The organism is Stenotrophomonas sp. AG209, assembly GCF_003550055.1.
Classification (GTDB): domain Bacteria; phylum Pseudomonadota; class Gammaproteobacteria; order Xanthomonadales; family Xanthomonadaceae; genus Stenotrophomonas.
In genome coordinates this window covers 838625-858484 of record NZ_QXDB01000001.1, presented here as the reverse complement: position 1 = coordinate 858484, position 19860 = coordinate 838625, and the positions used below count along the sequence as shown (strand labels likewise).

Sequence of the window (19860 nt, the reverse complement as noted above, 5' to 3'; positions counted from 1 at the left end):
GGCTCAGGCATCGTCCTGCTTCAACGCCGCATCGGCGGCCAGCAGCGCTTCGGCGGCCGCACTGAGCGGCGGCGACGGCGGGGCGACCACGCCGATCGCTTCCATCATCTTCGGCATGCCGAGGAACTGCCGCGCGCGGCGGTCGTAGATGCCGGTGACCAGCAGCGCGCGCGTGGCGATCTTCTGCTCGGCACCGATCAGCACCCGCTGCTCCATGATGCCGCGGGAGCCGACCCAGCCAACCAGCCGCGTCTCCAGGGTGAAGCGCTGGAACGGCTTGAGCTCGCGACGGAACTGGATGGTGCCGGCACCAACGATCGGTGCCCACTTCTCGCGCAGCGCCACCCGGCCCAGGCCCATGCGCAGTATCAGGTCCAGCCGGCCCAGGTCGAAGATGTTCCAGTAGCGGCCGTTGGTCATGTGCAGGTTGCTGTCCAGGTCATTGGGCAGTACCCGGAACTGCAGCCGCGAGACCCCGAACGGGGCCTCCAGCTTCGGCCGGAACAGGCTGCACAGCAGCAGATGGAGCAGGCGGAACCAGAGATTCATGGCTATGACGACTGTTATAGAACGGCCGGTACGCTAATCTATGACGACTGTCTTAGCAAGGAGCCTGCCGTGAGTCGGCGACCCTCTGATGCGCCTCAACGCGTGATGGATGCTGCGGCACAGATGCTGGCGCGCGTGGGCCTCAATGCCACCAGCATCCGTGAAGTGACGAAGCTGGCCGAGGCGCCGCTGGGCTCCACCTACCACCACTTTCCCGGCGGCAAGCAGGAGCTGCTGGCGCGCGCCACTCACATGGCCGGCGACAAGGTGGAGGCGCTGCTGGTGGAGCTGCTGAAGGGTGGGGCGATGCAGGGCCTGCAGCAGTTCCTGGCGCTGTGGCGCGAGCGCCTGCTGCGCACCGGTTTCCGCGCCGGCTGCCCGGTGCTGGCCGCTGCCGTGGAGGAGCCGGTGGAGGCCACGCCCAGTCAAGCCCGCGCGGCGGCCGCCGAGGTGTTCGCGCGCTGGCAGGGCCACCTCGCCTCGGCATTCGTCGCCGAAGGACATGCCCCTGCAGCGGCGGGTGAGCTGGCCAGCCTGGTGATCGCCAGCGTGGAAGGCGCGGTGGCGATGTGCCGCGCGCTGCAGGACATCGCCCCGTTCGATCAGGTGGCCGCGCAGCTGCTGAAGGCTGCCGCGCGGCCTTGATCGGCCGGTGCTGGCAGGCGAGACTCGCCAGCAGCCCACGACTGGATGCCGCCATGGACGAACCGCACCGCCGTCAGTTGATCGAGCACTACCTGCAGGCCTACAACCGCTTCGACATCGACGCCATGCTGGCGGTGCTGGCGCACAACGTGCGCTTCGAGAACCACAGTAATGGCCAGCTGACGATGGTCACCGAAGGCATCGATGCCTTTGGCGAACTGGCACGGCAGTCTGCGCGCCTGTTCCGGGAACGCGAACAGCGCTTGCTGGCGCTGGTGTTCGATGGTGATCGGGCGACGGCGACGATTGGCTGGCGCGGCGTGTTCGCGCAGGATATTCCCGATGGACCGCATGCGGGCACCGAGCTGGAACTGCAGGGCCAGAGCGAGTTCGTGTTCGCTGGTGGCCGCATCGAACGGATCACCGACCGCAGCTGAGGATCGGCCGCTTGGAACCGCCGTCTGGACAGCGGACCTGCCCGCGGTAGAATCCGCCCATCACCGCTTACGCGTGCCCGGCAAGGATGTCCGCATGCAGTATCAGGTTCCCGACGTTCCCGGTCGCCATGCCTCCCGCCCGCTGGCGGCTGCATGAAGCGCTCGCGCCACTTTTCACGCAGCCCGCTGAAATTGCCCGTGAACCGCGGCGGCGAAGTCGTGCGTGCGCGCCGGCACCTGCAGCAGCGTGGTTGGCCACGCCTGCAGATGGCGCTGATCGTCGCCCTGACCGGTGCGGCCGGTTTCCTTGCCTCGTACCTGCTGCGCCTGGCCGGTATCGACGCGATGCTGCTTCGCTACCCGATGGCCGTGCTGCTGGCCTATGGCGTGTTCCTGCTGCTGATGTGGGTCTGGATCCGCTGGCGTTGGGACAACGTGCTGGATGGGCTGTCGCCGGATGTAGGCGGTAGTGGCGCATCGCCGCGCGGTAGTGCCATGGAATCCCCGTGGAGCGGCGCCGGCGGGCGTTCCGGCGGTGGTGGTGCATCGGCGTCGTGGAATGAGTCGGTGCCGGCCGGTGGCGGCGATGCCGGAGAGCTGCCGTTGACCGGGCTGGCCGAAGACGAAGCGGGCCTGCCGTTGCTGGCCATCCTGGGCCTCGTCGCGCTGGTGGCGACCGTCCTGCTGGCCAGCGTGTGGGTGGTGTGGTCGGCGCCGGTGCTGATGGCTGAGCTGCTGGTGGACGCGGCCATCGCCGGAGGCCTGTACCGGCGCATGCAGGGCATGCAGCAGCAAGGGTGGTGGCGGGTATGCGTGTCGCATACGATCTGGCCGCTGCTCGGGCTGCTGCTGTTCTTCGCGATGCTGGGCTGGCTCGCGCAGGAACTCGCGCCAGGTGCGAGCCATCTGCTGCAGGTCATTCAAGCGCTGTAGCTGGGGTGCGTACTTCATATGGCCAGCCCCGGCCCGTTTTCAGCGGCAATGGACAGTGGGCTATGATCGCGGTCGCCCAGGATTCGTGTCCGGGTGGTTTCACCTATCGGGAGCTTGTCGTACTGCATCTGGAACAGGGGCGCTGGATATCCGAACGCCCGCTGGGACACACAACCACTGACGAGGAAGAGCGCATGGATGTCGCTGCACGCAGGAACAGGTCGTTGTTTCGTTGGATCATGGTGACGCTGCTGGCGGTGTTGTTGCCGTTTGCAGCACTGGCGCAGCCCGAAGCCGGGCAGGCCGAGGGCGCCGAAGCCGCCACTGCCGCGGAAGAGGCGCAATGCCGCGCCTGTACCTATGAGCGCATTGGACCCAAGGTCGATATCGGCCTGGTGGCACTGGTGTCGCTGCTGGTGGTCGGCCTGCTGATTGCCGCGTCGCGGGAATGGGGCACCACCTCGCAGCGCTGGACCTGCCGCACGCTGGCCCTGCTGCTGGTGGGCATCGGCGCAGCGTTGCTGTGGTGGGCCGGCAGCATCCTCTACCTGGGTTACAACCCCTGGCAGGAGCAGCTCGCACCCGGCGACGGCTCGCTCGGTGCCACGCTGCTGAGCACGTCGCCGAAGTGGCTGGCGGCACTGGTGCTGATCGGCTTCGCGCCTTCCATCTGGAAGCGCAGCGAGCGCCTTCCTGCCTGGCGCATCGGCTAACCCTGGAACGGCGGCGCCGGATCACGCCCGGCGCCGCCTGCGGCCATCAATCAAAGCGCCAGCGCACACCTGCGTAGACGCCACGACCTTCGCCCGGCGTCGAGCGGGCGACATCCCTGCCGGCATCGTCGTAGCCCGGTGTGACCGTGGCGGCGTAGTGGCGGTTGCCGATGTTGCGCATCTCCGCCCAGGCCTGCCAGCGACCGCCGGGTGCGTCGTAGCCGATGCGGCTGCCGAAGATCACATGGCTGTCGGCCCAGTAGCTGTTGGCGTAGTCGACGGCGATGCGCGAGGCGTATTCGGTATTGAGCGCGGCGTACAGGCCGGACGCGTGATCGAAGCGCAGCTCGGCCTGGTAGGCGTGGCGCGGCAGGCCGGGCAGGCGGTTGCTGCCGAAACGCGCATCGTGGCGATAACGGAAGTCGCTGAAGGTGTACGCCTGGCGCAGCGACAGGCGGCCCGGCGCAGACTGCCACAGCGTGCTGTCCAAGCCGGATTCGATGCCGCGGTGAACGGTGGGGCTGGCGTTGTTCTCGGCGATGAACAGGTTCGGCACCGGCTGCAGTTCGACGCTCAGCAGTTCGTGGTTCACGTGCGCGTAGTAGCCGGTCAGTTCCCAGCGACCCAGCGCCGCGTCACCGCGCGCGCCCAGTTCCAGCGTGGTGGCGGTCTGGTTCTGCATCGGCACCGGCGCGCGCTGGCGGCCGCTGGACGGGCCATTGCCCGGCCCGAAGTACTGGTTCGAGCCCCAGATCATCGACCACGGGTGCGGCGCCTCCACCGAACGGCTGAGGTTGCCGAACCACTGGGTCTGCGCGCTGTGCTGCCAAGTGAAGCCCAGTCGCGGCGCGTAGTCCCAGTCGTGGTCGCGCAGGCGGCCGCCGCTGCTCGGCCAGGTCACCTGCACATCGCGGCGGGTGTTGATCAGTGCCAGCCCGGTCTGCATGCGCAGGCGGTCATTGAAGGCGAGGGTATTGCTGACGTGCAGCGTGCTGTCGGTGCCGTGGTGGCGGAAGTCACGTGTGCGCGTGCCGGCGGCATAGCCGTTGCTGGCAAAACGCAGCGACTCGCGCACATCGGCATCCAGGTCATGGGTGACGCGCAGGCCGACCGCGGTTTCGCTGTCCAGGCCGAACAGGCGGTGCCGGTGGCGGTAGTCCAGCGTGGCGTTGAGGTTGGCGTAGTCCAGCTGCTGGCGGTACAGGCTCTCGTTCAAGTCCATCGGGTACTTGTGATAGACCAGTCCCGCCTGCAGCGAGGAATCCTCATCGATCTGCAGCGTGGTGACGTTGCCCACCCACGTGCTGCCGGGCTGCGGGCGACGTGCATCGATGGCCAGGTTGGCCGGGTTGGCCGCATGCGGGTCGTTGCGGATCTGGTCGCGGGTCAGGCGACCGGGTGTTTCGTGATTGGTTTCGCGGTAACGCACGAAGAAGCGCGTCTGCAGGTCGGGCGTGATCTGCCAGCCGATGTTGGCCATTGCGCCCTTGCCGTCGCCGCGCGCATGGCGCTGATAGCCATCGAACTCGGTATCGGTGTAGGCCAGGAAGTAATCGACATCGCCACTGACGCCGCCCCAGCTGATGCCGCGCTTCTGGTAGCCACGGCTGCCGGCTTCGTAGTGCAGCTGCACGCCCGCCGAATCACGGCCGCTGCGGCTGACGTAGTCGATGGCACCGCCCAGCGCCAGCGCGCCACGCTCGAAACCGTTGGCGCCGCGCAGTACTTCCACGCGGGACAGCCACAGCGGTTCCAGCAGCTCATAGGGCGTACCGCCCGGGCCGGTCAGCGGCAAACCGTCGATCGACACCGCAATACCCGAGGCATGCGCGCCCGGGCCCCGGTTGATGCCCGAGCCACGGATCGAAATCTTGGTGCCCTCATTACCCGGCGACTGCGCGCTGATGCCCGGTTGGTAGGCCAGCACATCGGCACTGCTGGACAAGCGGCTGTCGGCCTTGGCCACGTCGATGACGTTGCTGGCGCCGGGTACGCGCTTCAGCGCCTCGCGCGCCTGGGCGCTGGCATCGGCAGCAGTGACCCGCACCGCATCGAGGGTGGTGGCCTGCGGGGCGGCGTGGGCGGTAGTGGCGAGGCCGAGGGAAACGGCCAGGAACAACAGCGACGGGGTGGGGCGGTACGGCGAGAGCGACATGCGGAAATGCTGTAAACCACGAAAGTGGCGCGCAAGTTAACAGTTCGGCGGCCCCGCGTCACCCACCGCCCGCGTATGGGCTGCCCGCAACATCCATGTAGCGCCGAGCCCATGCTTGGCTCTACAGCAATATCTATGGCGAGGGCTTCGCCAGCGCCTTGGCCTTCGCATACAGCCGATCAGCTGCTTCCTTCTCACCCAGTGCTGCATGGCATTCGGCCAGGCTGTCCCACGCGTTGGCCGAATCCGGATACAGCTCGGTGTTGAGCGCGAACACCTTCACTGCCTTGCGTGCGCCGAGACTTTCGCGGATCGCGTAACCATCGGCATTGATCGCGCGTTCCAGTTCACTGGCAGCAACCCTGTTGCTGTCGCGCAGCCAGCGATGCACTGCTTCGGCCGCGCCAGCGCTGTCATCCAGCGCATAGGCGATCAGCCGCTCGGACAGCACCGCATGCGGAAACTCCTGCGGCGCGGCGACCGCCATCGTGCTCTCCACCAGCGTGCTCGACCACACATTGCGGGCGCTGCCGTTGGTCAGGTACACGAACACCCAGTAGCCGCTGGCCAGGGTGCCCTTGTACGCCAGCCGCGCACGTACACGGGTGCCACCATCGTGGCCGACCTGGGTGTAGCCGTCGCTGCGGGTGGTGTCCCAGCCCGTGGAGAAGAAATTGCTGCCGCCGCCGGCCAGTTTCTGCGGCTGCCAGAGTTTTTCCAGGGTCGCCGTGCGCAGCAGCTTGCCGGTCGCCAGCGCCTGCAGGAAACGGTTCATGTCACCCACGGTGGTCTGCAGGTCGGCGTGGCCCCAGCCGTAGTCCGGCCAGGGGTCTTCATTGGCCGGCTGCAGCTGGCCGTCCTTGCCGATGTAAGGCACCGCTGCGCGCTGCGACGGCACGCTGGCTGCGCCCCATGAGGTGCTGGTCATCTTCAGCGGTTGCAGAATGCGTTCGCGCGCGATGGCCGGGTAGGGCTTGCGGTAGTGCGCTTGCAGCAACGCCGTCAGCACCAGGTAGTTGGCCTGCGTGTACATCACGCGGCTGCCGGTGGCGAACTGCGTCGGCGCCGCCGCAGCCACCTTCAGCGCAGCTGCAAGGTCGGGCGCCACACCGGTGTAGCCCTTGCTCACCCAGCGATTGTCCACCCGGTTGTAGTACTCGCCGATACCCGAGCTGTGGTTGAGGAAATCGCGTACGTGGATCGCCTGCCAAGCAGCCGGAAGGTCCGGAACATAACGGCTGGCCGGCGCGTCAAGATCCACCTTGCCCTGGTCCACCAATTGCATCACCAGCGTGCTGGTCAGCAGCTTGGCCATCGATTGCGCGGCGAAAATGGAATCGACGGTGGCCGGTGCATGGGTGGCCGGATCGCGCTCACCGCTGGCGCCCTGGTAGAGCACCTGGCCATTGTGCGCGACCAGCACCGCTTGGCCGGCGATGCCGTAGCGCTCGCGGTTGGCCTGCAGTTGGGTGTCGAGCTGATTGGAAAGATCGCCGGGGGACTCACGCGCCGAAGCGATCGGAACGGCGAAGAGGGCGCAGAGCAATGCGGCAGCAAGGGTGCGGTACATCGCGGTGATCCATCAGCGGTGATGGCGCATGTTGGTCACGGCTGCAGGTGGGGTCAAGCGGGCCCTGTTCGATGGACCACGCATGCATGAGCAGATGGGCCTCGTGCCGCACGGGATCATGCGGGTATACCCGGATGGAGGGTGTGGCGGCAGTCGAGTGTTGCATGCAGGTCCGCAGCGGCCATGAAAGGCGTGCTGTGCGTGGTTTCCTGTATTTCCTGATGGCGGTGATGCCGGTCGGTGGCCGGCACCCTATCGATGGTGGCGTAGGGCTTACCTGGGGTTCTTGTCCATGAGCCAGCCACGGCCATAGCAGTTACGCATGAACCCGCGGGTCGGACAGCGCTCCTCCAGGGTGTTGCTCAGCAGCTCGATGAGGCGCGGCAACGGGGTCGGGCCAATGAAGTTCATATCGCCGAGCTTGGTAACGGTCCACATCTGGTCCTTGCTGAGCTCTATCGTGCCAAGCAGCGGGCGTTCGCCGTCGCCTGGTCCGGACAGATTCATCACCAGGTAGCTTTGTTTTCTCTCGTCCACCAGTCCGTGGTAAGTCAGCACGTACCGATCGGGGTACTTTTCAATTACGCCTTGCTTCCACTCAGCGAACGCGGCGTAATACTCCTTGTAGCCGATGGGCGCATCAGGCGTGAAGGATTCCATTTTCGCGTCGAAGCCGCGGGTAATGAGTGATGCGAACAGGGCTCGTGCAAGGATGCTGCAACGCTGCCTGAGATCAGGGAAGTAGGGAGTGCGGCGACGCTCATCCGGCGAGGGCAGTGCGCAGGAACCCTCATTGTTCGCATCCAGAATAACGAGCGGGCTGATCCGGGTCTCGTTTGGGATCTTTGTGCTGATCTGGTTTGCTGCGCTCGCAGGCCCGGCGACCGCAATGCAGGCGGCGACAAGTAGCAGACGTTGAAGAACGCTCATTGGAGAGAACATCTCGATGGTGCAGAACGGGATTCAGACGAAGTCCTGGCACTGAGACTCCGTCGCAGGGCGAAGTGGCAATCCGCGATCGATCTACTTGATCTTCACATCCTTGCCCTGGTCCTGCATCAGCTCGGCGAACCTGGCCCAGCTCAGCCGCTTCTTGTTCACCGAATTGCCTGCGGGCACCCATTCGATGTTGCCTTTGCTGATCAGGGCGGTACCGAGCAGCTTTCCATCTTTCCTGACAGCAAGTTCGACGTCCTTGTGCAGGACGAACTTGGTGGCAAGATCCATGGTGATTTCGTGAGCCATACAGTGGATTCCTTTCAGCAGAAGAGTTCATCAGAAAGGAATGAGCCCATATGGGCACTGGACCGAGTAAACAGGCCGGAGGGCAACATTCCTTGTTGACCTCCGGTATCGGCAGGGCAGCGCGCAACTTTAGGTGTGATGCCACCGAAGCTGGCGTAAGCCTCTCTCATGGCATGCGCGCCGGTGAATCGGGGACACTACCGCGCATTGCCCTGATGGCACCGGAATATGTGCGCGCTGGTCGCTGACCTGTCAGCCCAGGATTCCCGGTAGATCCAGCCCCTTTTCCTTCGCGCAATCAATCGCGATCTCATAGCCTGCATCGGCATGGCGCATCACGCCGGTGGCCGGGTCGTTCCACAGCACGCGGCCAATCCGCTTCGCCGCTGCCTCGGTGCCATCGCACACGATCACCATGCCGGCGTGCTGCGAGAAGCCCATGCCGACGCCGCCGCCGTGGTGCAGCGACACCCAGGTCGCGCCGCTGGCGGTGTTGAGCAGGGCGTTCAGCAGCGGCCAGTCGGACACGGCATCGGAACCATCGGCCATTGCCTCGGTCTCGCGGTTCGGCGACGCCACGCTGCCGCTGTCCAGGTGGTCACGGCCGATCACCACCGGTGCCTTCAGTTCACCGTTCGCCACCATTTCATTGAAGGCCAGGCCCAGGCGATCGCGGTCGCCCAGACCGACCCAACAGATGCGTGCCGGCAGGCCCTGGAACTTGATCTTCTCGGCGGCCATGTCCAGCCAGCGGTGCAGGTGCGGGTTGTCCGGAATCAGTTCCTTCACCTTGGCATCGGTCTTGGCGATGTCTTCCGGGTCGCCGCTCAGTGCGGCCCAGCGGAACGGGCCGATGCCGCGGCAGAACAGCGGGCGGATGTAGGCCGGTACGAAACCGGGGAAGTCGAACGCGTTCTCCACGCCTTCTTCCAGTGCCATCTGCCGCAGGTTGTTGCCGTAGTCCACGGTCGGCACGCCCAGCGCGTGGAAGCCGAGCATGGCGCGGATATGGTTGGCCATCGACGCGCGCGCGGCCTTCTCCACTTCCTTCGGTGCACTCACACGCTTCTCGTCCCACTGCTCGACGGTCCAGCCCTGCGGCAGGTAGCCGTTCACCGGATCGTGCGCGGAGGTCTGGTCGGTCAGCAGGTCCGGCTTCACGCCGCGCTTGAGCAGTTCAGCCAACACATCGGCAACGTTGCCGAGCAGGCCCACCGACTTCGGCGTGCCCGCTTTGCACGACTCGTCGATCAGGCGCAGCGCTTCGTCCAGGTTGTCGGTCCAGGTATCCAGGTAGCCGGTGCGCAGGCGCATGTCGATGCTGCTCTTGCGGCACTCGACGGCCAGGCAGGAGGCGCCGGCCATCACGGCGGCCAGCGGCTGCGCGCCGCCCATGCCGCCGAGGCCGCCGGTGAACAGCCACTTCCCGGTCAGGTCGCCACCGAAGTGCTGGCGTCCCATCTCCACGAAGGTCTCGTAGGTGCCCTGCACGATGCCCTGCGCACCGATGTAGATCCAGCTGCCGGCGGTCATCTGGCCATACATGGCCAGGCCCTTCCTATCCAGTTCGTTGAAGTGGTCCCAGTTGGCCCAGCGCGGCACCAGGTTGGAATTGGCGATCAGCACGCGCGGCGCATCGGCATGGGTGCGGAACACGCCCACCGGCTTGCCCGACTGCACCAGCAGGGTCTGGTCGTCGTCCAGGCGCTTGAGCGTCTCGACGATCGCATCGAAGCTTTCCCAGTCGCGCGCGGCGCGGCCGATGCCGCCGTACACCACCAGTTCCTGCGGCCGTTCGGCCACGTCCGGGTGCAGGTTGTTCATCAGCATGCGCAGCGGCGCTTCGGTCAGCCAGCTCTTGGCGTTGAGCGTGGTGCCGGTCGGCGCGGCAATGGTGCGGGGCGGGTCGTTGCGGGTCATGCGGCGCTCCGGTTCGTTGCGAATTCAAGGCAGGCATTGAGCACCTGCGCCAGGGTGTGGCGCAGTGGTGCGGCGTGGTCGGGGTCGAGCGGGGTGGGCCAGCTGTGTTCGTCCACCTGGTCCGGCAGGGGTTCGTGCATGTAGCCGCGGCAGGCCAGTTCCATTTGCAGGCTGTGCACGCCGCCGGCCACGTTGCTGTAGTGGCGGGTGATCCAGCCGCCCTTGAAGCGGCCGTTGCGCACCTGGCTCATGCCACTGATCTTCAGCAGGTTCTCCACCACATCGCTCAACGCGTTGTCGCAGGACGTGTCCGGCGCACCGGAGGGACCGGCGGTGCCCAGGTTGAACTGCGGCAGTTCACCGTCGAACAGGTGCGGAATGTGCGAGCGGATCGAATGCGCGTCGTACACCACGACAGTGCCGAACTTCGCACGCAGGCGCGCGATCTGTGCAGCCAGCGCATCGTGGTAGGGCAGGAAATACGTGTCGCGGCGACGGGCGATTTCCGCGTCATCCGGTTCGCGCCCGGCATGGTACAGCGGCTGGTTGTCGAAGGTGGTCAGCGGGCACAGGCCGGTGGTGTTCTGGCCCGGGTACAGCGACACGCCGCTGGGATCGCGGTTGAGGTCGATCACCGAGCGCGAGATCGCCGAGCGCACCGTGGTCGCGCCCATGCCGCGCACGAAATCGTACAGTTCGTGCACCCACCAGTCGGCGTCGCGACGGGCCAGCCATGGCGAGTGGTAGTCGCCGATCAGGTCGTGCGGCAGCTCGCTGCCGGTATGCGGGAAGCTGACGATCAACGGGGCATCGCCTTCGTGCACCGTCAGCCATTCGGGATGGGTCTTCATGCCTGTGGTTCCACAGTCGGCAACAGATCGGCAAGGCCCTGCGCCAGCGCGCCGCTGCGCACCAGGTTCGTGGCGGTCACCATGTCCGGATGGAAGTAGCGGTCTTCTTCCAGCGTCGGCACCTGCGCGCGCAGGGTGGCGCGCACGGCTTCCAGCGCGGTGCTGGAGCGCAGCGGGGCGTGGAAGTCGCAGCCCTGCGCAGCGGCCAGCAGCTCGATTCCGATCACGTTGGCGGCGTTCTCGGCCATCTGCATCAGGCGGCGCGCACCGTGCGCGGCCATCGACACATGGTCTTCCTGGTTGGCCGAGGTCGGAATCGAATCGACACTGGCCGGGTAGGCGCGCTGCTTGTTTTCCGAGACCAGCGCGGCGGCGGTCACCTGCGGGATCATGAAGCCGGAATTCAGGCCCGGGCGCGGGGTCAGGAACGCCGGCAGGCCGGACAGCGCCGGGTCCACCAGCATCGCCAGGCGGCGCTCGCTGATCGAACCGATCTCGCACACCGCCATCGCCAGCATGTCGGCGGCGAAGGCCACCGGCTCGGCGTGGAAGTTGCCGCCGGACAGTGCTTCGCCGGTATCGGTGAACACCAGCGGATTGTCGGACACGCCGTTGGCTTCGATTTCCAGCGTGGTCGCGGCCTGGCGCAGGATGTCCAGCGCTGCGCCCATCACCTGCGGCTGGCAGCGCAGGCAGTACGGGTCCTGCACGCGCACGTCGTTGTCACGATGCGATTCGCGGATGTCCGAGCCCTGCATCAACGTGCGCAGCGTGGCCGCAGTGGCGATCTGCCCGCGCTGGCCGCGGATGGCATGGATGCGCGGGTCGAACGGGGTATCCGAGCCCTTGGCCGCTTCCACCGACAGCGCACCGGTGACCAGCGCGGCCTGGAACACGGTCTCGATCTCGAACAGGCCCGCCAGCGCATAGGCGGTGGAGAACTGGGTGCCGTTGAGCAGTGCCAGGCCTTCCTTCGCGCCCAGCTCGATCGGTTGCAGGCCGGCACGTCCCAGCGCATCGACCGCCGGCAGGCGCTCGTCACCGATGAAGGCTTCGCCCACGCCCAGCATCACGCTGGCCAGGTGCGAGAGCGGCGCAAGGTCACCCGAGGCACCCACCGAGCCCTGCGCGGGCACCACCGGCAGCACGCCCTTGACCAGCATCGCTTCCAGCAGCAGCAGGGTTTCCTCGCGGATGCCCGAAGCACCCTGCGCCAGGCTGACCAGCTTCAGCGCCATCATCAGGCGCACTACGCTGGCCGGCATCGGCTCGCCCACTCCGGCAGCATGCGAGAGCACGATGTTCCGCTGCAGGGTGGTCAGGTCTTCGCGCTCGATGCGCACGCTGGCCAGCTTGCCGAAGCCGGTGTTGATGCCATAGACCGGCGCGCCCTTGGCGACGATGGCGGCGACGGCCGCCGCACTGGCGCGCACCACCGGCAACGCGGCCGGGTCCAGTGCAAGCGGCGCACCGCGATAGACCTGCCGCCACTGGGCGAGAGTGACATGGCCGGGGCGAAGAACCAGGGTGTTGCTCATGTGTTGCTCCAGGAGGCAGGCAGGTCGGGCTGCCCGCGCACCACGCGCGCGTGCAGCGGGTTGAATCCAATGCGATAGACCAGGTCGGCGGGGGCGTCGATGTCCCAGATCGCCAGGTCGCAGTCCAGGCCCACGGCCAGGCGGCCGATTCGGTCGCCATGGCCCAGTGCGCGCGCCGCTTCACGGGTGAAGCCGGCGATGCACTCGTCCACGGTCAGGCGGAACAGGGTGGCGCCCATGTTCATCGCCAGCAGCGGGCTGGTCAGTGGTGAGGTGCCGGGGTTGCTGTCGGTGGCCAGCGCCAGTGGCACGCCGGCCGCGCGCAGCGCCGCAATCGGCGGCAGAGTGGTATCGCGGGTGAAATAGAAGGCACCGGGCAGCAGCACGGCGACGGTGCCGGCCGCCGCCATCGCGGCAATGCCGGCATCGTCCAGATGTTCGATATGGTCGGCCGACAGTGCACCGAAGCTGGCGGCCAGTTCGGCGCCATGCTGGTTGCTCAGCTGCTCGGCGTGGATCTTCACCGCCAGCCCGTTGGCGCGTGCCGCTTCGAAGACCTGCCGCGCCTGTGCCGGCGAGAACGCGATGTTCTCGCAGAACACGTCCACCGCTTCGGCCAGGCCTTCGGCGGCGATGGCCGGAATCATCACCTCGCACACCTCATCGGTGTACTCCTGTGCTTGGCGGCCCGGTGGAATCGCGTGTGCACCGAGGAAGGTGGTCACCACGTTGACCCGGCATTCCTCGCCCAGCGCACGCGCCACCTGCAGCTGCTTGCGTTCGTCGGGCAGGGTCAGGCCGTAGCCGGACTTGATCTCGAGGGTGGTCACGCCCTCGGCGCGCATCGCCAGCAGGCGCGGCCGGCTTTCACGGGCCAGCTGTTCCGGTGTGGCGGCGCGGGTGGCGCGCACAGTGGAGACGATGCCGCCGCCGGCACGGGCGATCTCGGCATAACTGACGCCCTGCAGGCGCTGCTCGAATTCGTTGGCGCGGTTGCCGGCGTAGACCAGATGGGTGTGGCAGTCGATCAGGCCCGGCGAGATCCAGCGGCCTTCGCCGTCGATGCGGGTGGTCGGTTGCAGGTGGGCATCGCTGCCGGCGGTGCCGACGTGGACGATGCGTCCGTCGGCGCAGGCCAGCACGCCATCGCGGATGACGCCCAGGCCGTCGCCGTCGAGGGTGATCAGGTGGACGTTGGACCAGAGGGTATCGACGTGCATGGCATCCACAACGCGGCTGTGCTTATATGTCTATACAATATAGGCGTCCATTTCGGGTTGTCCAGCCATGTCCGATTCGCGTTCCCCGCACTGTTTCCATGCCGCCCACGCCCTGCTGGCCGACGGCTGGGCCCGCGATGTCCGCCTGCAGGTGCAGGACGGTCGCATCACGGCGATCAGCACGGGGCAGGGCGCGCAGGCGGGCGACACTCGCGTTGGCATCCTGGTGCCGGGCCTGCCCAACCTGCACAGCCATGCCTTCCAGCGCGGCATGGCCGGGCTGACCGAGATCGGCGGCGGCGACGGTGACAGCTTCTGGAGCTGGCGCGAGCTGATGTACCGCTTCCTGGCCCACCTGCGCCCGGACGCGGTGCAGGCCATTGCCGCCCAGGCCTACATGGAAATGCTGGAAAGCGGCTTCACCCGCGTCGGCGAGTTCCATTACCTGCACCACGACGCCGACGGCCGCGCCTATGCCAACCGCGCCGAGATGAGTGCGCGGGTTGCGGCGGCGGCCGACCAGACCGGCATCGGCCTGACCCTGCTGCCGGTGTTCTATGCGCATGCCGATTTCGGCGGGGCGGCGCCAAACCCTGCGCAGCGACGGCTGATCCACGACGTGGACGGCTTCGCGCAGCTGCTGGACGCCGCCAAGCCGTCATTGGCCGCGCTGCCCGATGCGGTGCTCGGCATCGCACCGCACAGCCTGCGTGCGGTCACCGGCGAGGAACTGAGTGCGTTGCTGCCGCTGACCGACGGCCCGGTGCACATCCACATCGCCGAACAGGTGCGCGAAGTGGAGGCCTGCCTGGCCTGGAGCGGCCAGCGCCCGGTGCAGTGGCTGTACAACCATGCGCCGGTGGATGCGCGCTGGTGCCTGGTGCATGCCACCCACATCACCGATGACGAGCGCGCGGCCGTTGTGGCCAGCCGGGCCGTGGCCGGCCTGTGCCCGATCACCGAGGCCAACCTGGGCGACGGCCTGTTCCCGATGCAGGCGTTCGCGCGCGAGGGCGGTCGCTTCGGTGTCGGTTCCGATTCCAATGTGCTGATCGATGCGGCCGAAGAACTGCGCCTGCTTGAGTACGGTCAGCGGCTGACTCTGCGCGGGCGCAATGTGCTGGCCCCGGATGCCACCCGCAGCACCGGCCGTTTCCTGTTCGAAGGTGCATTGCAGGGCGGCGCACAGGCGCTGGGCGTGGCTGCCGGCCTGCAGGTCGGCGCCAGTGCCGACCTGGTCGAGCTGGATGCTTCGCACCCGGCGTTGCAGGCGCGACAGGACGACGCATGGCTTGACAGCTGGGTGTTCGCCGCACGTAATGGCGCGCTGCGATCGGTCTGGCGTCATGGCCGCCAGTGCGTGGCCGACGGCCGCCACCTGCAGCGCGAGGCGATCACCAGCGCCTTCGCTGCCGCCCTGCGCGGCGTGCTGGGCTGATCGCCTCCCGCCATCGAGACCCCATTACGTGAAGGCCAGCAAGTCCGCCACGCTCAACCAGCGTATCCGCAGCGATCTGGAAAGCCGCATCCTCAGCGGAGAGTGGGCGCCGGGGTTCCGTATTCCGTACGAGCACGAGCTGATGGAACAGTACGGCTGCTCGCGGATGACCGTGAACAAGGTGCTGACCGCACTGGCCGAGAGCGGCATGATCGAGCGCCGCCGTCGCGCCGGCTCGTTCGTGGCGCGGCAGCCCCCGCACCTGGAGCAGGTGGCGCTGGAGATTCCCGATATCGCGATGGAAGTCGGCTCACGCGGTCATCAGTACGCGTATCGCCTGCTGCAGCGCGACCTGCGGCTGGCCGATGCCGGCAATGCTGGCGAAGTCGAACTGGCCGGCAGCGAAATGCTGCTGGCGATGCGCTGCCTGCACCTGGCCGACGGTCGCCCGCTGGCACTGGAGCATCGCCTGATCAGCCCGGTGGGCGTGCCCGAGGTGCTGGAGGTCGATTTCAGTACCACCGCGCCGGGCAGCTGGCTGCTGCAGAATGTCTCGTGGACCCGTGCCCAGCACCGCATCAGTGCCTGGGGTGCTGACACCGCCACCGCCAAACTGCTGGACGTGAAGCCCGGCACCGCCTGCCTGGTGATCGAGCGCCTGACCTGGCGCGGTGAGCAACCCATTACCCGCGTGCGCCAGGTGTTCCTCGGCGACGCCTGGGACCTGGTCGCGCGCTTCGCGCCGGGCGCGCGGTAGGGGCCGGTTCGCTCAGCAGGCACTGTCGCCTTGAACTCTGTCGGGGCGTGTGTACGATGTGTATCGTCCCTGCATGAAGAGAAGGGACCTCATCCGGGAACTGGAAGCGGCGGGTTGGACCTGTCGACGGATTCGCGGATCCCATCATGTATTCGTGCACCCGCAGTGCCCTCACATCATCACCGTGACTCATCCAAGGAAGGATCTGGGGAAGGGGCTGCTGCTGGCGTTGCGGAAGCTCGCAGGGCTGACGTAGGAGGTCCCATGCGATATCCAGTCTTGATCGAGGCAGGCGATGAACGCACCGCATGGGGCGTCGTCGTTCCGGATCTGCCGGGGTGCTTCTCGGCGGCCGACACGCTTGATGATGCGCTCAGTGCTGCGGAAGAGGCGGCGCTCGCCTGGATCGACGCGGCCCTGGATGACGGACGCTCGATTCCGACGCCTTCCGCACCCCAGAAAATCGCCGCCGAGGCATCAAAGGGCACCCGCTGGATTCTCGCCTACATCTGCATTGATCCGGCGCTGTTGGACGACACCATCGAGCGGGTCAACATCAGCCTGCCACGCCGGATCCTGGCGAAGCTGGATGCGCAGGCCAGAGCGGCGGGTGAATCGCGTTCAAGCTACATCGCCCATCTGGCTGCATTGGGCTGAGCAGGCGCCATGTAGAGCCGAGCCCATGCTCGGCTGCTGCTCGCGCGTTGCGCGATGAGTCGAGCGTGGCTCGACGCTACAGGGGCATCCACGCGTGGCGTGGATCTACTGAATCCCGGTTGGGATTACGCGATGCGTGCGAACCCCCGGTACACCCACGCCATGCGTGGATGCTGCCTCATCAATACGTAGCGCACTGTCGCCAGCGTACGGGCTCATCCACGCCGGGGCGGGCGTTGAGCTGGATGCGCACGTTGCGCAGGGCGGGGTAGTGCAGCACTTCCTCGCAGACCCGCGGCCACACCGCTTCCAGTTCGCCGGTGCGGTTGATCGCCAGGGTCTGGCGGGTCAGCCAGACGCCGCTGGCGATGCCGGGCTTGCCGGCCAGTGCGCGGGCCAGATCGGCCTGGAAGCGCTCCAGCGTGGCGGCATCCGGGTTGGGATTGCTGCGCGCGTCGGCCGCCGGGGCGACGGCAGTTTCGGGAGCAGGGGCGGCCGCAGGGACGGCTTCGATCGGGGCAGGTTCGGCGGCTGGCGCGGCCGAAGGTGCTGCCACCACCGGCGCCGCAGCAACCGGCGCGGCCTCTTCCACATGCAAGCCCTGCAGGCCCAGGCCGACCAGCAGCCCCAGCGTGACCGAACCCAGTGCGGCGATGGCAGTGCGGCGCAGTGCCTCATGCCGGGCGCTGGCACGCACGCGCGCTTCGATATCGCCGGGCAGGTAGGGCTGCAGCAGCGGCCACAGGCGGGGGCCGTCCAGCACTTCAACGGCCTGCTTTTCGGCGGCGCCACGGCCGTCGCGCTCGATCCGGCCTTCGGTCAGCAGCACGCCGCCCTTGGCGCCGGCCAGGCGCGCGGCCGCACCCAGCTCGTTCACTGCGGCGGTGCCGATGCGGTAGGCCAGGCCGTGCTTGCACGACACCAGCCATTGATTGGGGCCATCGCTGAGCAAGAAGTCGCTGCTCGGCTCGCGGGCATCTTCGGTCGGATCGATCAGCTCACGCAGGCCACGCTGTTCGCGCAGCATGCGCTTGACCAGTACCGAGAATTCGCGCCAGTGCATGCCGGCCAGAGCCTGCAGGCCGAGTTGCATCTCCTTCTGCCGCCGCTTGATCCACCACAGATAGACAACGGCCAGGGAACAGGTAAGCAGGGCCGACAGCAGGGCCAGGATCCAAGGGAGCATGCAGGAGTAGGGCGGAAGGGGCGAAAGCGGAGAACGACAGTGTAAAGGTCGCGGTGCCCGGCTGGGTCAGGATGTTCCTGACAGGAAGCGTGATGGAGCGCGCAGATCGGCGCACGGCGGGCACGAAAAACCCGCCAATCCTGAAGCCGTGAGGGGAGGGAACAAACGGCAGCCGAAGCGATTGGCGGGTTGCTCGCGATTGTCAATCAATTTTTATTGCATTGCAACAATTGGACTCAGGGCACGCTGTCCGGCGATTGATGGCTGCCCGGCGCAGGGGCGTCGGTGCCGGACGCGGCGCGCGTTTCCAGCTTGGCCAGGCGCGCGTGCAGGGCATCGATGCGGGCTTCCAGCGCGGTCACTTCGTCAGCGGTGGGGACATGCAGGCGCTTGAGCACGCCCTGCACCTGGTCATCAAAGGCCTTCTCGACCTTGTTCCAGGTGCCGGAAGCTTTCTCGCGGGCCTCGTCCAGCGACGTTTCGACGTTGTCACGCCAGCCCGGGCCCTGTTCGCCATTGCGCTCACGGCGGCGCGCTTCCCAGGCTTCGCCTTCCTTCACCAGGCCGTCGAAGAAGCGGCTGCCCTCGGCCTGCGCGCGGCCCAGAGCGCCCAGCCCGGCCAGCCAGACCTGCTGTGCCGAATCGCTGAGCTTGCGCGAGAAGCGCTCGGCCTGGTCACCGAAAGAGGCGTCGTCGTTGCGGCGGTCGTCGTTCTCGTAGTGGTTCATCGCACTTCCCGTCGGAGTTGGGCCTGACCCGAGAGTAGCGCGCGTTGGCGTTGCACGGCCGTGACGGCCGCCGCCGGGGTTCAGCCCAGCTTTTCCTTCAGCACGCGCTGGATCTCGCCTTCGACCATGCCCTTCATCGCCGACAGCAGGAACCCCAGCTTGGCGGTCACGCGCACGGCGCCCGGCTGCAGTTCGATCGCACCGTCCACGCCGCTGCCGGAGAAGTTCAGGACGTCGGCGGTCCAGGACGACTTCAGGCCGAAGCGCTCGGACAGCTTGGCAGCGACCTGTTCGATCGCGGCGCGCGCCTGTGCGTCGGGCAGGGCGTGGGCGTGGCGGACATCGATGGTGGACATGCAGGCTCCTGGCGCAGGGCGGGGATGATCAAAGAGGGCGAGCATTGTGCGCATCGCGGGCCGCCGCGCCAAGCACTCATCGCAGGTTCTTCTTCGTTGGCGGCCAACCTGCTAGGCTGCGCCGCGTGCAGAACCTGCTTGTTCACTTCAGTCAACAACAACAGCCCGACCAGCCCCTGCGGCCCGGGGTGCAGCGCATCGTGCGCCAGGCCAACGGCAGCGTGCGGCTCGGCGATGCCGGCAACGGCGCCCTGTTGCTGGCCCAGTTCTGCATGGACGATCGCGGCCTCTGGCTGCAGGTCGGCAATGGCATCCGCGGCATCCACGTCAACGGTCGCCCCGTGCGCCGGATGGCCCTGCTGCGCGCGGGCGACGCGGTGTACGTGGATGGCGTGGAGATGGTGCTGCAGGGCGAAGTCGAGAGCCTGCTGCAGGCGCCTGCGCCGAAGAACGAGGATGGCAGCGACGAGCAGCAACGACTGCTGCGCGGCGTCGGCGGCCTGCACCATGGCCGTAGCTTCACCCTGTCGCGGGCCCGCCTGATCGGCCGCGGCAACGAGGCCGACATCGCCATCGATGACCCGGCCTTCGCCGAACAGCACGCCCGCGTGGAAGTGCACGGCGAGCGCGTGCTGCTGCGCGACCTGGGCAGTGCCGACGGTACCCGGGTCAACGGCGTGGCCGTGCGCCACTGCTGGCTGCAGGCCGGCGACCAGGTGGTGTTCGATGGTCAGCACCGGTTCGTGCTGGAAGTGCCGCATGATCCGCGCCGGCGGCCGCTGCCCGCCGAGGACGACGCCAGCCACGAGGCCGAGCAGGCGCCGGTGCTGCCGACCGCGCCCCGCAGGGTCCGGCGCTGGCCGTGGCTGCTGGTCAGCGCACTGCTGCTGGCCGCGCTGCTCAGCCTGCTGCTCTGGTTCGGCGCGCGCTGACGGCCGCGCGGTGATGGTAGTGCCGGCCGC

The 19860-nt window shown here is 67.3% G+C and carries 21 protein-coding genes; 9 read left to right on the top strand and 12 right to left on the bottom strand.

Going from position 1 to position 19860, the window contains the following annotated elements; all coding sequences use genetic code 11:
• Positions 1-3: 3 nt before the first annotated feature.
• Positions 4-549: a thioesterase family protein gene (locus DFO63_RS04030; RefSeq protein WP_012511531.1), complete on the bottom strand. Its 546-nt coding sequence runs from the start codon at positions 547-549 to the stop codon at positions 4-6.
• Between the two features lie 69 nt (positions 550-618).
• Here DFO63_RS04030 and DFO63_RS04025 point away from each other — a divergent pair, with 69 nt between their 5' ends.
• The 4 genes from DFO63_RS04025 (at position 619) to DFO63_RS04010 (ending at position 3277) form a co-directional block, all read left to right on the top strand.
• Entirely contained in the window at positions 619-1194 is a 576-nt protein-coding gene (locus tag DFO63_RS04025; RefSeq protein WP_119006481.1) for a TetR/AcrR family transcriptional regulator, read from the top strand.
• A gap of 53 nt (positions 1195-1247) precedes the next feature.
• Entirely contained in the window at positions 1248-1631 is a 384-nt protein-coding gene (locus DFO63_RS04020; RefSeq protein WP_049443226.1) for a nuclear transport factor 2 family protein, read from the top strand.
• A gap of 153 nt (positions 1632-1784) precedes the next feature.
• Complete coding sequence (locus tag DFO63_RS04015; protein WP_101765744.1) at positions 1785-2564, top strand: hypothetical protein; 780 nt, start codon at positions 1785-1787, stop codon at positions 2562-2564.
• Positions 2565-2758: 194 nt separating this feature from the next.
• Positions 2759-3277, top strand: a complete 519-nt coding sequence (locus tag DFO63_RS04010) for a hypothetical protein (protein ID WP_049443319.1) — start codon at positions 2759-2761, stop codon at positions 3275-3277.
• A 46-nt stretch (positions 3278-3323) separates the two neighbouring features.
• Here the strand turns inward: DFO63_RS04010 and DFO63_RS04005 are convergent, their stop codons facing one another.
• From DFO63_RS04005 to hutI, 8 genes are all read right to left on the bottom strand, one after another.
• Positions 3324-5432: a TonB-dependent receptor gene (locus DFO63_RS04005; protein WP_119006480.1), complete on the bottom strand. Its 2109-nt coding sequence runs from the start codon at positions 5430-5432 to the stop codon at positions 3324-3326.
• A gap of 133 nt (positions 5433-5565) precedes the next feature.
• The gene (locus DFO63_RS04000) at positions 5566-7002 is read right to left on the bottom strand and encodes a serine hydrolase domain-containing protein (RefSeq protein ID WP_119006479.1); all 1437 of its coding nucleotides are present in this window, start codon (positions 7000-7002) and stop codon (positions 5566-5568) included.
• Between the two features lie 273 nt (positions 7003-7275).
• Complete coding sequence (locus DFO63_RS03995) at positions 7276-7932, bottom strand: hypothetical protein (RefSeq protein ID WP_147416391.1); 657 nt, start codon at positions 7930-7932, stop codon at positions 7276-7278.
• A 93-nt stretch (positions 7933-8025) separates the two neighbouring features.
• On the bottom strand, positions 8026-8247 hold the full coding sequence (locus tag DFO63_RS03990) for a hypothetical protein (RefSeq protein ID WP_049443231.1): 222 nt from the start codon (positions 8245-8247) through the stop codon (positions 8026-8028).
• 252 nt (positions 8248-8499) lie between these two features.
• Complete coding sequence (gene hutU / locus DFO63_RS03985; RefSeq protein WP_119006477.1) at positions 8500-10167, bottom strand: urocanate hydratase; 1668 nt, start codon at positions 10165-10167, stop codon at positions 8500-8502.
• Positions 10164-11018 (bottom strand): N-formylglutamate deformylase, encoded by an 855-nt coding sequence (hutG, locus tag DFO63_RS03980; protein ID WP_119006476.1) that lies wholly within the window; start codon positions 11016-11018, stop codon positions 10164-10166. The genes hutU and hutG overlap by 4 nt, the downstream gene beginning before the upstream one ends.
• Complete coding sequence (gene hutH, locus DFO63_RS03975) at positions 11015-12556, bottom strand: histidine ammonia-lyase (RefSeq protein ID WP_119006475.1); 1542 nt, start codon at positions 12554-12556, stop codon at positions 11015-11017. The genes hutG and hutH overlap by 4 nt, the downstream gene beginning before the upstream one ends.
• Positions 12553-13776 carry an imidazolonepropionase gene (gene hutI / locus DFO63_RS03970; RefSeq protein ID WP_119006982.1) on the bottom strand — a complete coding sequence of 408 codons (1224 nt, stop codon included), beginning with the start codon at positions 13774-13776 and terminating at the stop codon, positions 12553-12555. The genes hutH and hutI overlap by 4 nt, the downstream gene beginning before the upstream one ends.
• A 67-nt stretch (positions 13777-13843) precedes the next feature.
• Between hutI and DFO63_RS03965 the strand changes: the two genes are divergently transcribed.
• From DFO63_RS03965 to DFO63_RS03950, 4 genes are all read left to right on the top strand, one after another.
• Entirely contained in the window at positions 13844-15214 is a 1371-nt protein-coding gene (locus DFO63_RS03965; protein ID WP_119006474.1) for a formimidoylglutamate deiminase, read from the top strand.
• A 28-nt stretch (positions 15215-15242) separates the two neighbouring features.
• Positions 15243-15971, top strand: coding sequence for a histidine utilization repressor (gene hutC, locus DFO63_RS03960; RefSeq protein WP_049422110.1), 729 nt, complete (start codon positions 15243-15245; stop codon positions 15969-15971).
• 73 nt (positions 15972-16044) lie between these two features.
• Positions 16045-16227 (top strand): type II toxin-antitoxin system HicA family toxin, encoded by a 183-nt coding sequence (locus DFO63_RS03955; protein ID WP_080347459.1) that lies wholly within the window; start codon positions 16045-16047, stop codon positions 16225-16227.
• A gap of 8 nt (positions 16228-16235) precedes the next feature.
• Positions 16236-16628 carry a type II toxin-antitoxin system HicB family antitoxin gene (locus tag DFO63_RS03950; protein ID WP_049443237.1) on the top strand — a complete coding sequence of 131 codons (393 nt, stop codon included), beginning with the start codon at positions 16236-16238 and terminating at the stop codon, positions 16626-16628.
• Positions 16629-16809: 181 nt separating this feature from the next.
• Here DFO63_RS03950 and DFO63_RS03945 read toward each other — a convergent pair whose 3' ends face one another.
• From DFO63_RS03945 to DFO63_RS03935, 3 genes are all read right to left on the bottom strand, one after another.
• On the bottom strand, positions 16810-17814 hold the full coding sequence (locus tag DFO63_RS03945) for a restriction endonuclease (RefSeq protein ID WP_119006473.1): 1005 nt from the start codon (positions 17812-17814) through the stop codon (positions 16810-16812).
• A gap of 236 nt (positions 17815-18050) precedes the next feature.
• Positions 18051-18542, bottom strand: coding sequence for a phasin family protein (locus DFO63_RS03940; RefSeq protein ID WP_014037692.1), 492 nt, complete (start codon positions 18540-18542; stop codon positions 18051-18053).
• An 80-nt stretch (positions 18543-18622) separates the two neighbouring features.
• Positions 18623-18898: a polyhydroxyalkanoic acid system family protein gene (locus DFO63_RS03935; RefSeq protein WP_005417302.1), complete on the bottom strand. Its 276-nt coding sequence runs from the start codon at positions 18896-18898 to the stop codon at positions 18623-18625.
• Positions 18899-19023: 125 nt separating this feature from the next.
• Between DFO63_RS03935 and DFO63_RS03930 the strand changes: the two genes are divergently transcribed.
• Positions 19024-19830, top strand: a complete 807-nt coding sequence (locus DFO63_RS03930; RefSeq protein ID WP_049443239.1) for an FHA domain-containing protein — start codon at positions 19024-19026, stop codon at positions 19828-19830.
• Positions 19831-19860 lie beyond the last annotated feature (30 nt).

What these genes read in the sequence shown, in the direction of transcription:
- DFO63_RS04030 (WP_012511531.1), bottom strand. Translation starts at nt 549, where the DNA reads ATGAATCTCTGGTTCCGCCTGCTCCATCTGCTGCTGTGCAGCCTGTTC.
- DFO63_RS04020 (WP_049443226.1), top strand. Translation starts at nt 1,248, where the DNA reads ATGGACGAACCGCACCGCCGTCAGTTGATCGAGCACTACCTGCAGGCC.
- DFO63_RS04015 (WP_101765744.1), top strand. Translation starts at nt 1,785, where the DNA reads ATGAAGCGCTCGCGCCACTTTTCACGCAGCCCGCTGAAATTGCCCGTG.
- DFO63_RS04010 (WP_049443319.1), top strand. Translation starts at nt 2,759, where the DNA reads ATGGATGTCGCTGCACGCAGGAACAGGTCGTTGTTTCGTTGGATCATG.
- DFO63_RS04005 (WP_119006480.1), bottom strand. Translation starts at nt 5,432, where the DNA reads ATGTCGCTCTCGCCGTACCGCCCCACCCCGTCGCTGTTGTTCCTGGCC.
- DFO63_RS04000 (WP_119006479.1), bottom strand. Translation starts at nt 7,002, where the DNA reads ATGTACCGCACCCTTGCTGCCGCATTGCTCTGCGCCCTCTTCGCCGTT.
- DFO63_RS03995 (WP_147416391.1), bottom strand. Translation starts at nt 7,932, where the DNA reads ATGAGCGTTCTTCAACGTCTGCTACTTGTCGCCGCCTGCATTGCGGTC.
- DFO63_RS03990 (WP_049443231.1), bottom strand. Translation starts at nt 8,247, where the DNA reads ATGGCTCACGAAATCACCATGGATCTTGCCACCAAGTTCGTCCTGCAC.
- hutU (WP_119006477.1), bottom strand. Translation starts at nt 10,167, where the DNA reads ATGACCCGCAACGACCCGCCCCGCACCATTGCCGCGCCGACCGGCACC.
- hutG (WP_119006476.1), bottom strand. Translation starts at nt 11,018, where the DNA reads ATGAAGACCCATCCCGAATGGCTGACGGTGCACGAAGGCGATGCCCCG.
- hutH (WP_119006475.1), bottom strand. Translation starts at nt 12,556, where the DNA reads ATGAGCAACACCCTGGTTCTTCGCCCCGGCCATGTCACTCTCGCCCAG.
- hutI (WP_119006982.1), bottom strand. Translation starts at nt 13,776, where the DNA reads ATGCACGTCGATACCCTCTGGTCCAACGTCCACCTGATCACCCTCGAC.
- DFO63_RS03965 (WP_119006474.1), top strand. Translation starts at nt 13,844, where the DNA reads ATGTCCGATTCGCGTTCCCCGCACTGTTTCCATGCCGCCCACGCCCTG.
- DFO63_RS03955 (WP_080347459.1), top strand. Translation starts at nt 16,045, where the DNA reads ATGAAGAGAAGGGACCTCATCCGGGAACTGGAAGCGGCGGGTTGGACC.
- DFO63_RS03950 (WP_049443237.1), top strand. Translation starts at nt 16,236, where the DNA reads ATGCGATATCCAGTCTTGATCGAGGCAGGCGATGAACGCACCGCATGG.
- DFO63_RS03945 (WP_119006473.1), bottom strand. Translation starts at nt 17,814, where the DNA reads ATGCTCCCTTGGATCCTGGCCCTGCTGTCGGCCCTGCTTACCTGTTCC.
- DFO63_RS03940 (WP_014037692.1), bottom strand. Translation starts at nt 18,542, where the DNA reads ATGAACCACTACGAGAACGACGACCGCCGCAACGACGACGCCTCTTTC.
- DFO63_RS03935 (WP_005417302.1), bottom strand. Translation starts at nt 18,898, where the DNA reads ATGTCCACCATCGATGTCCGCCACGCCCACGCCCTGCCCGACGCACAG.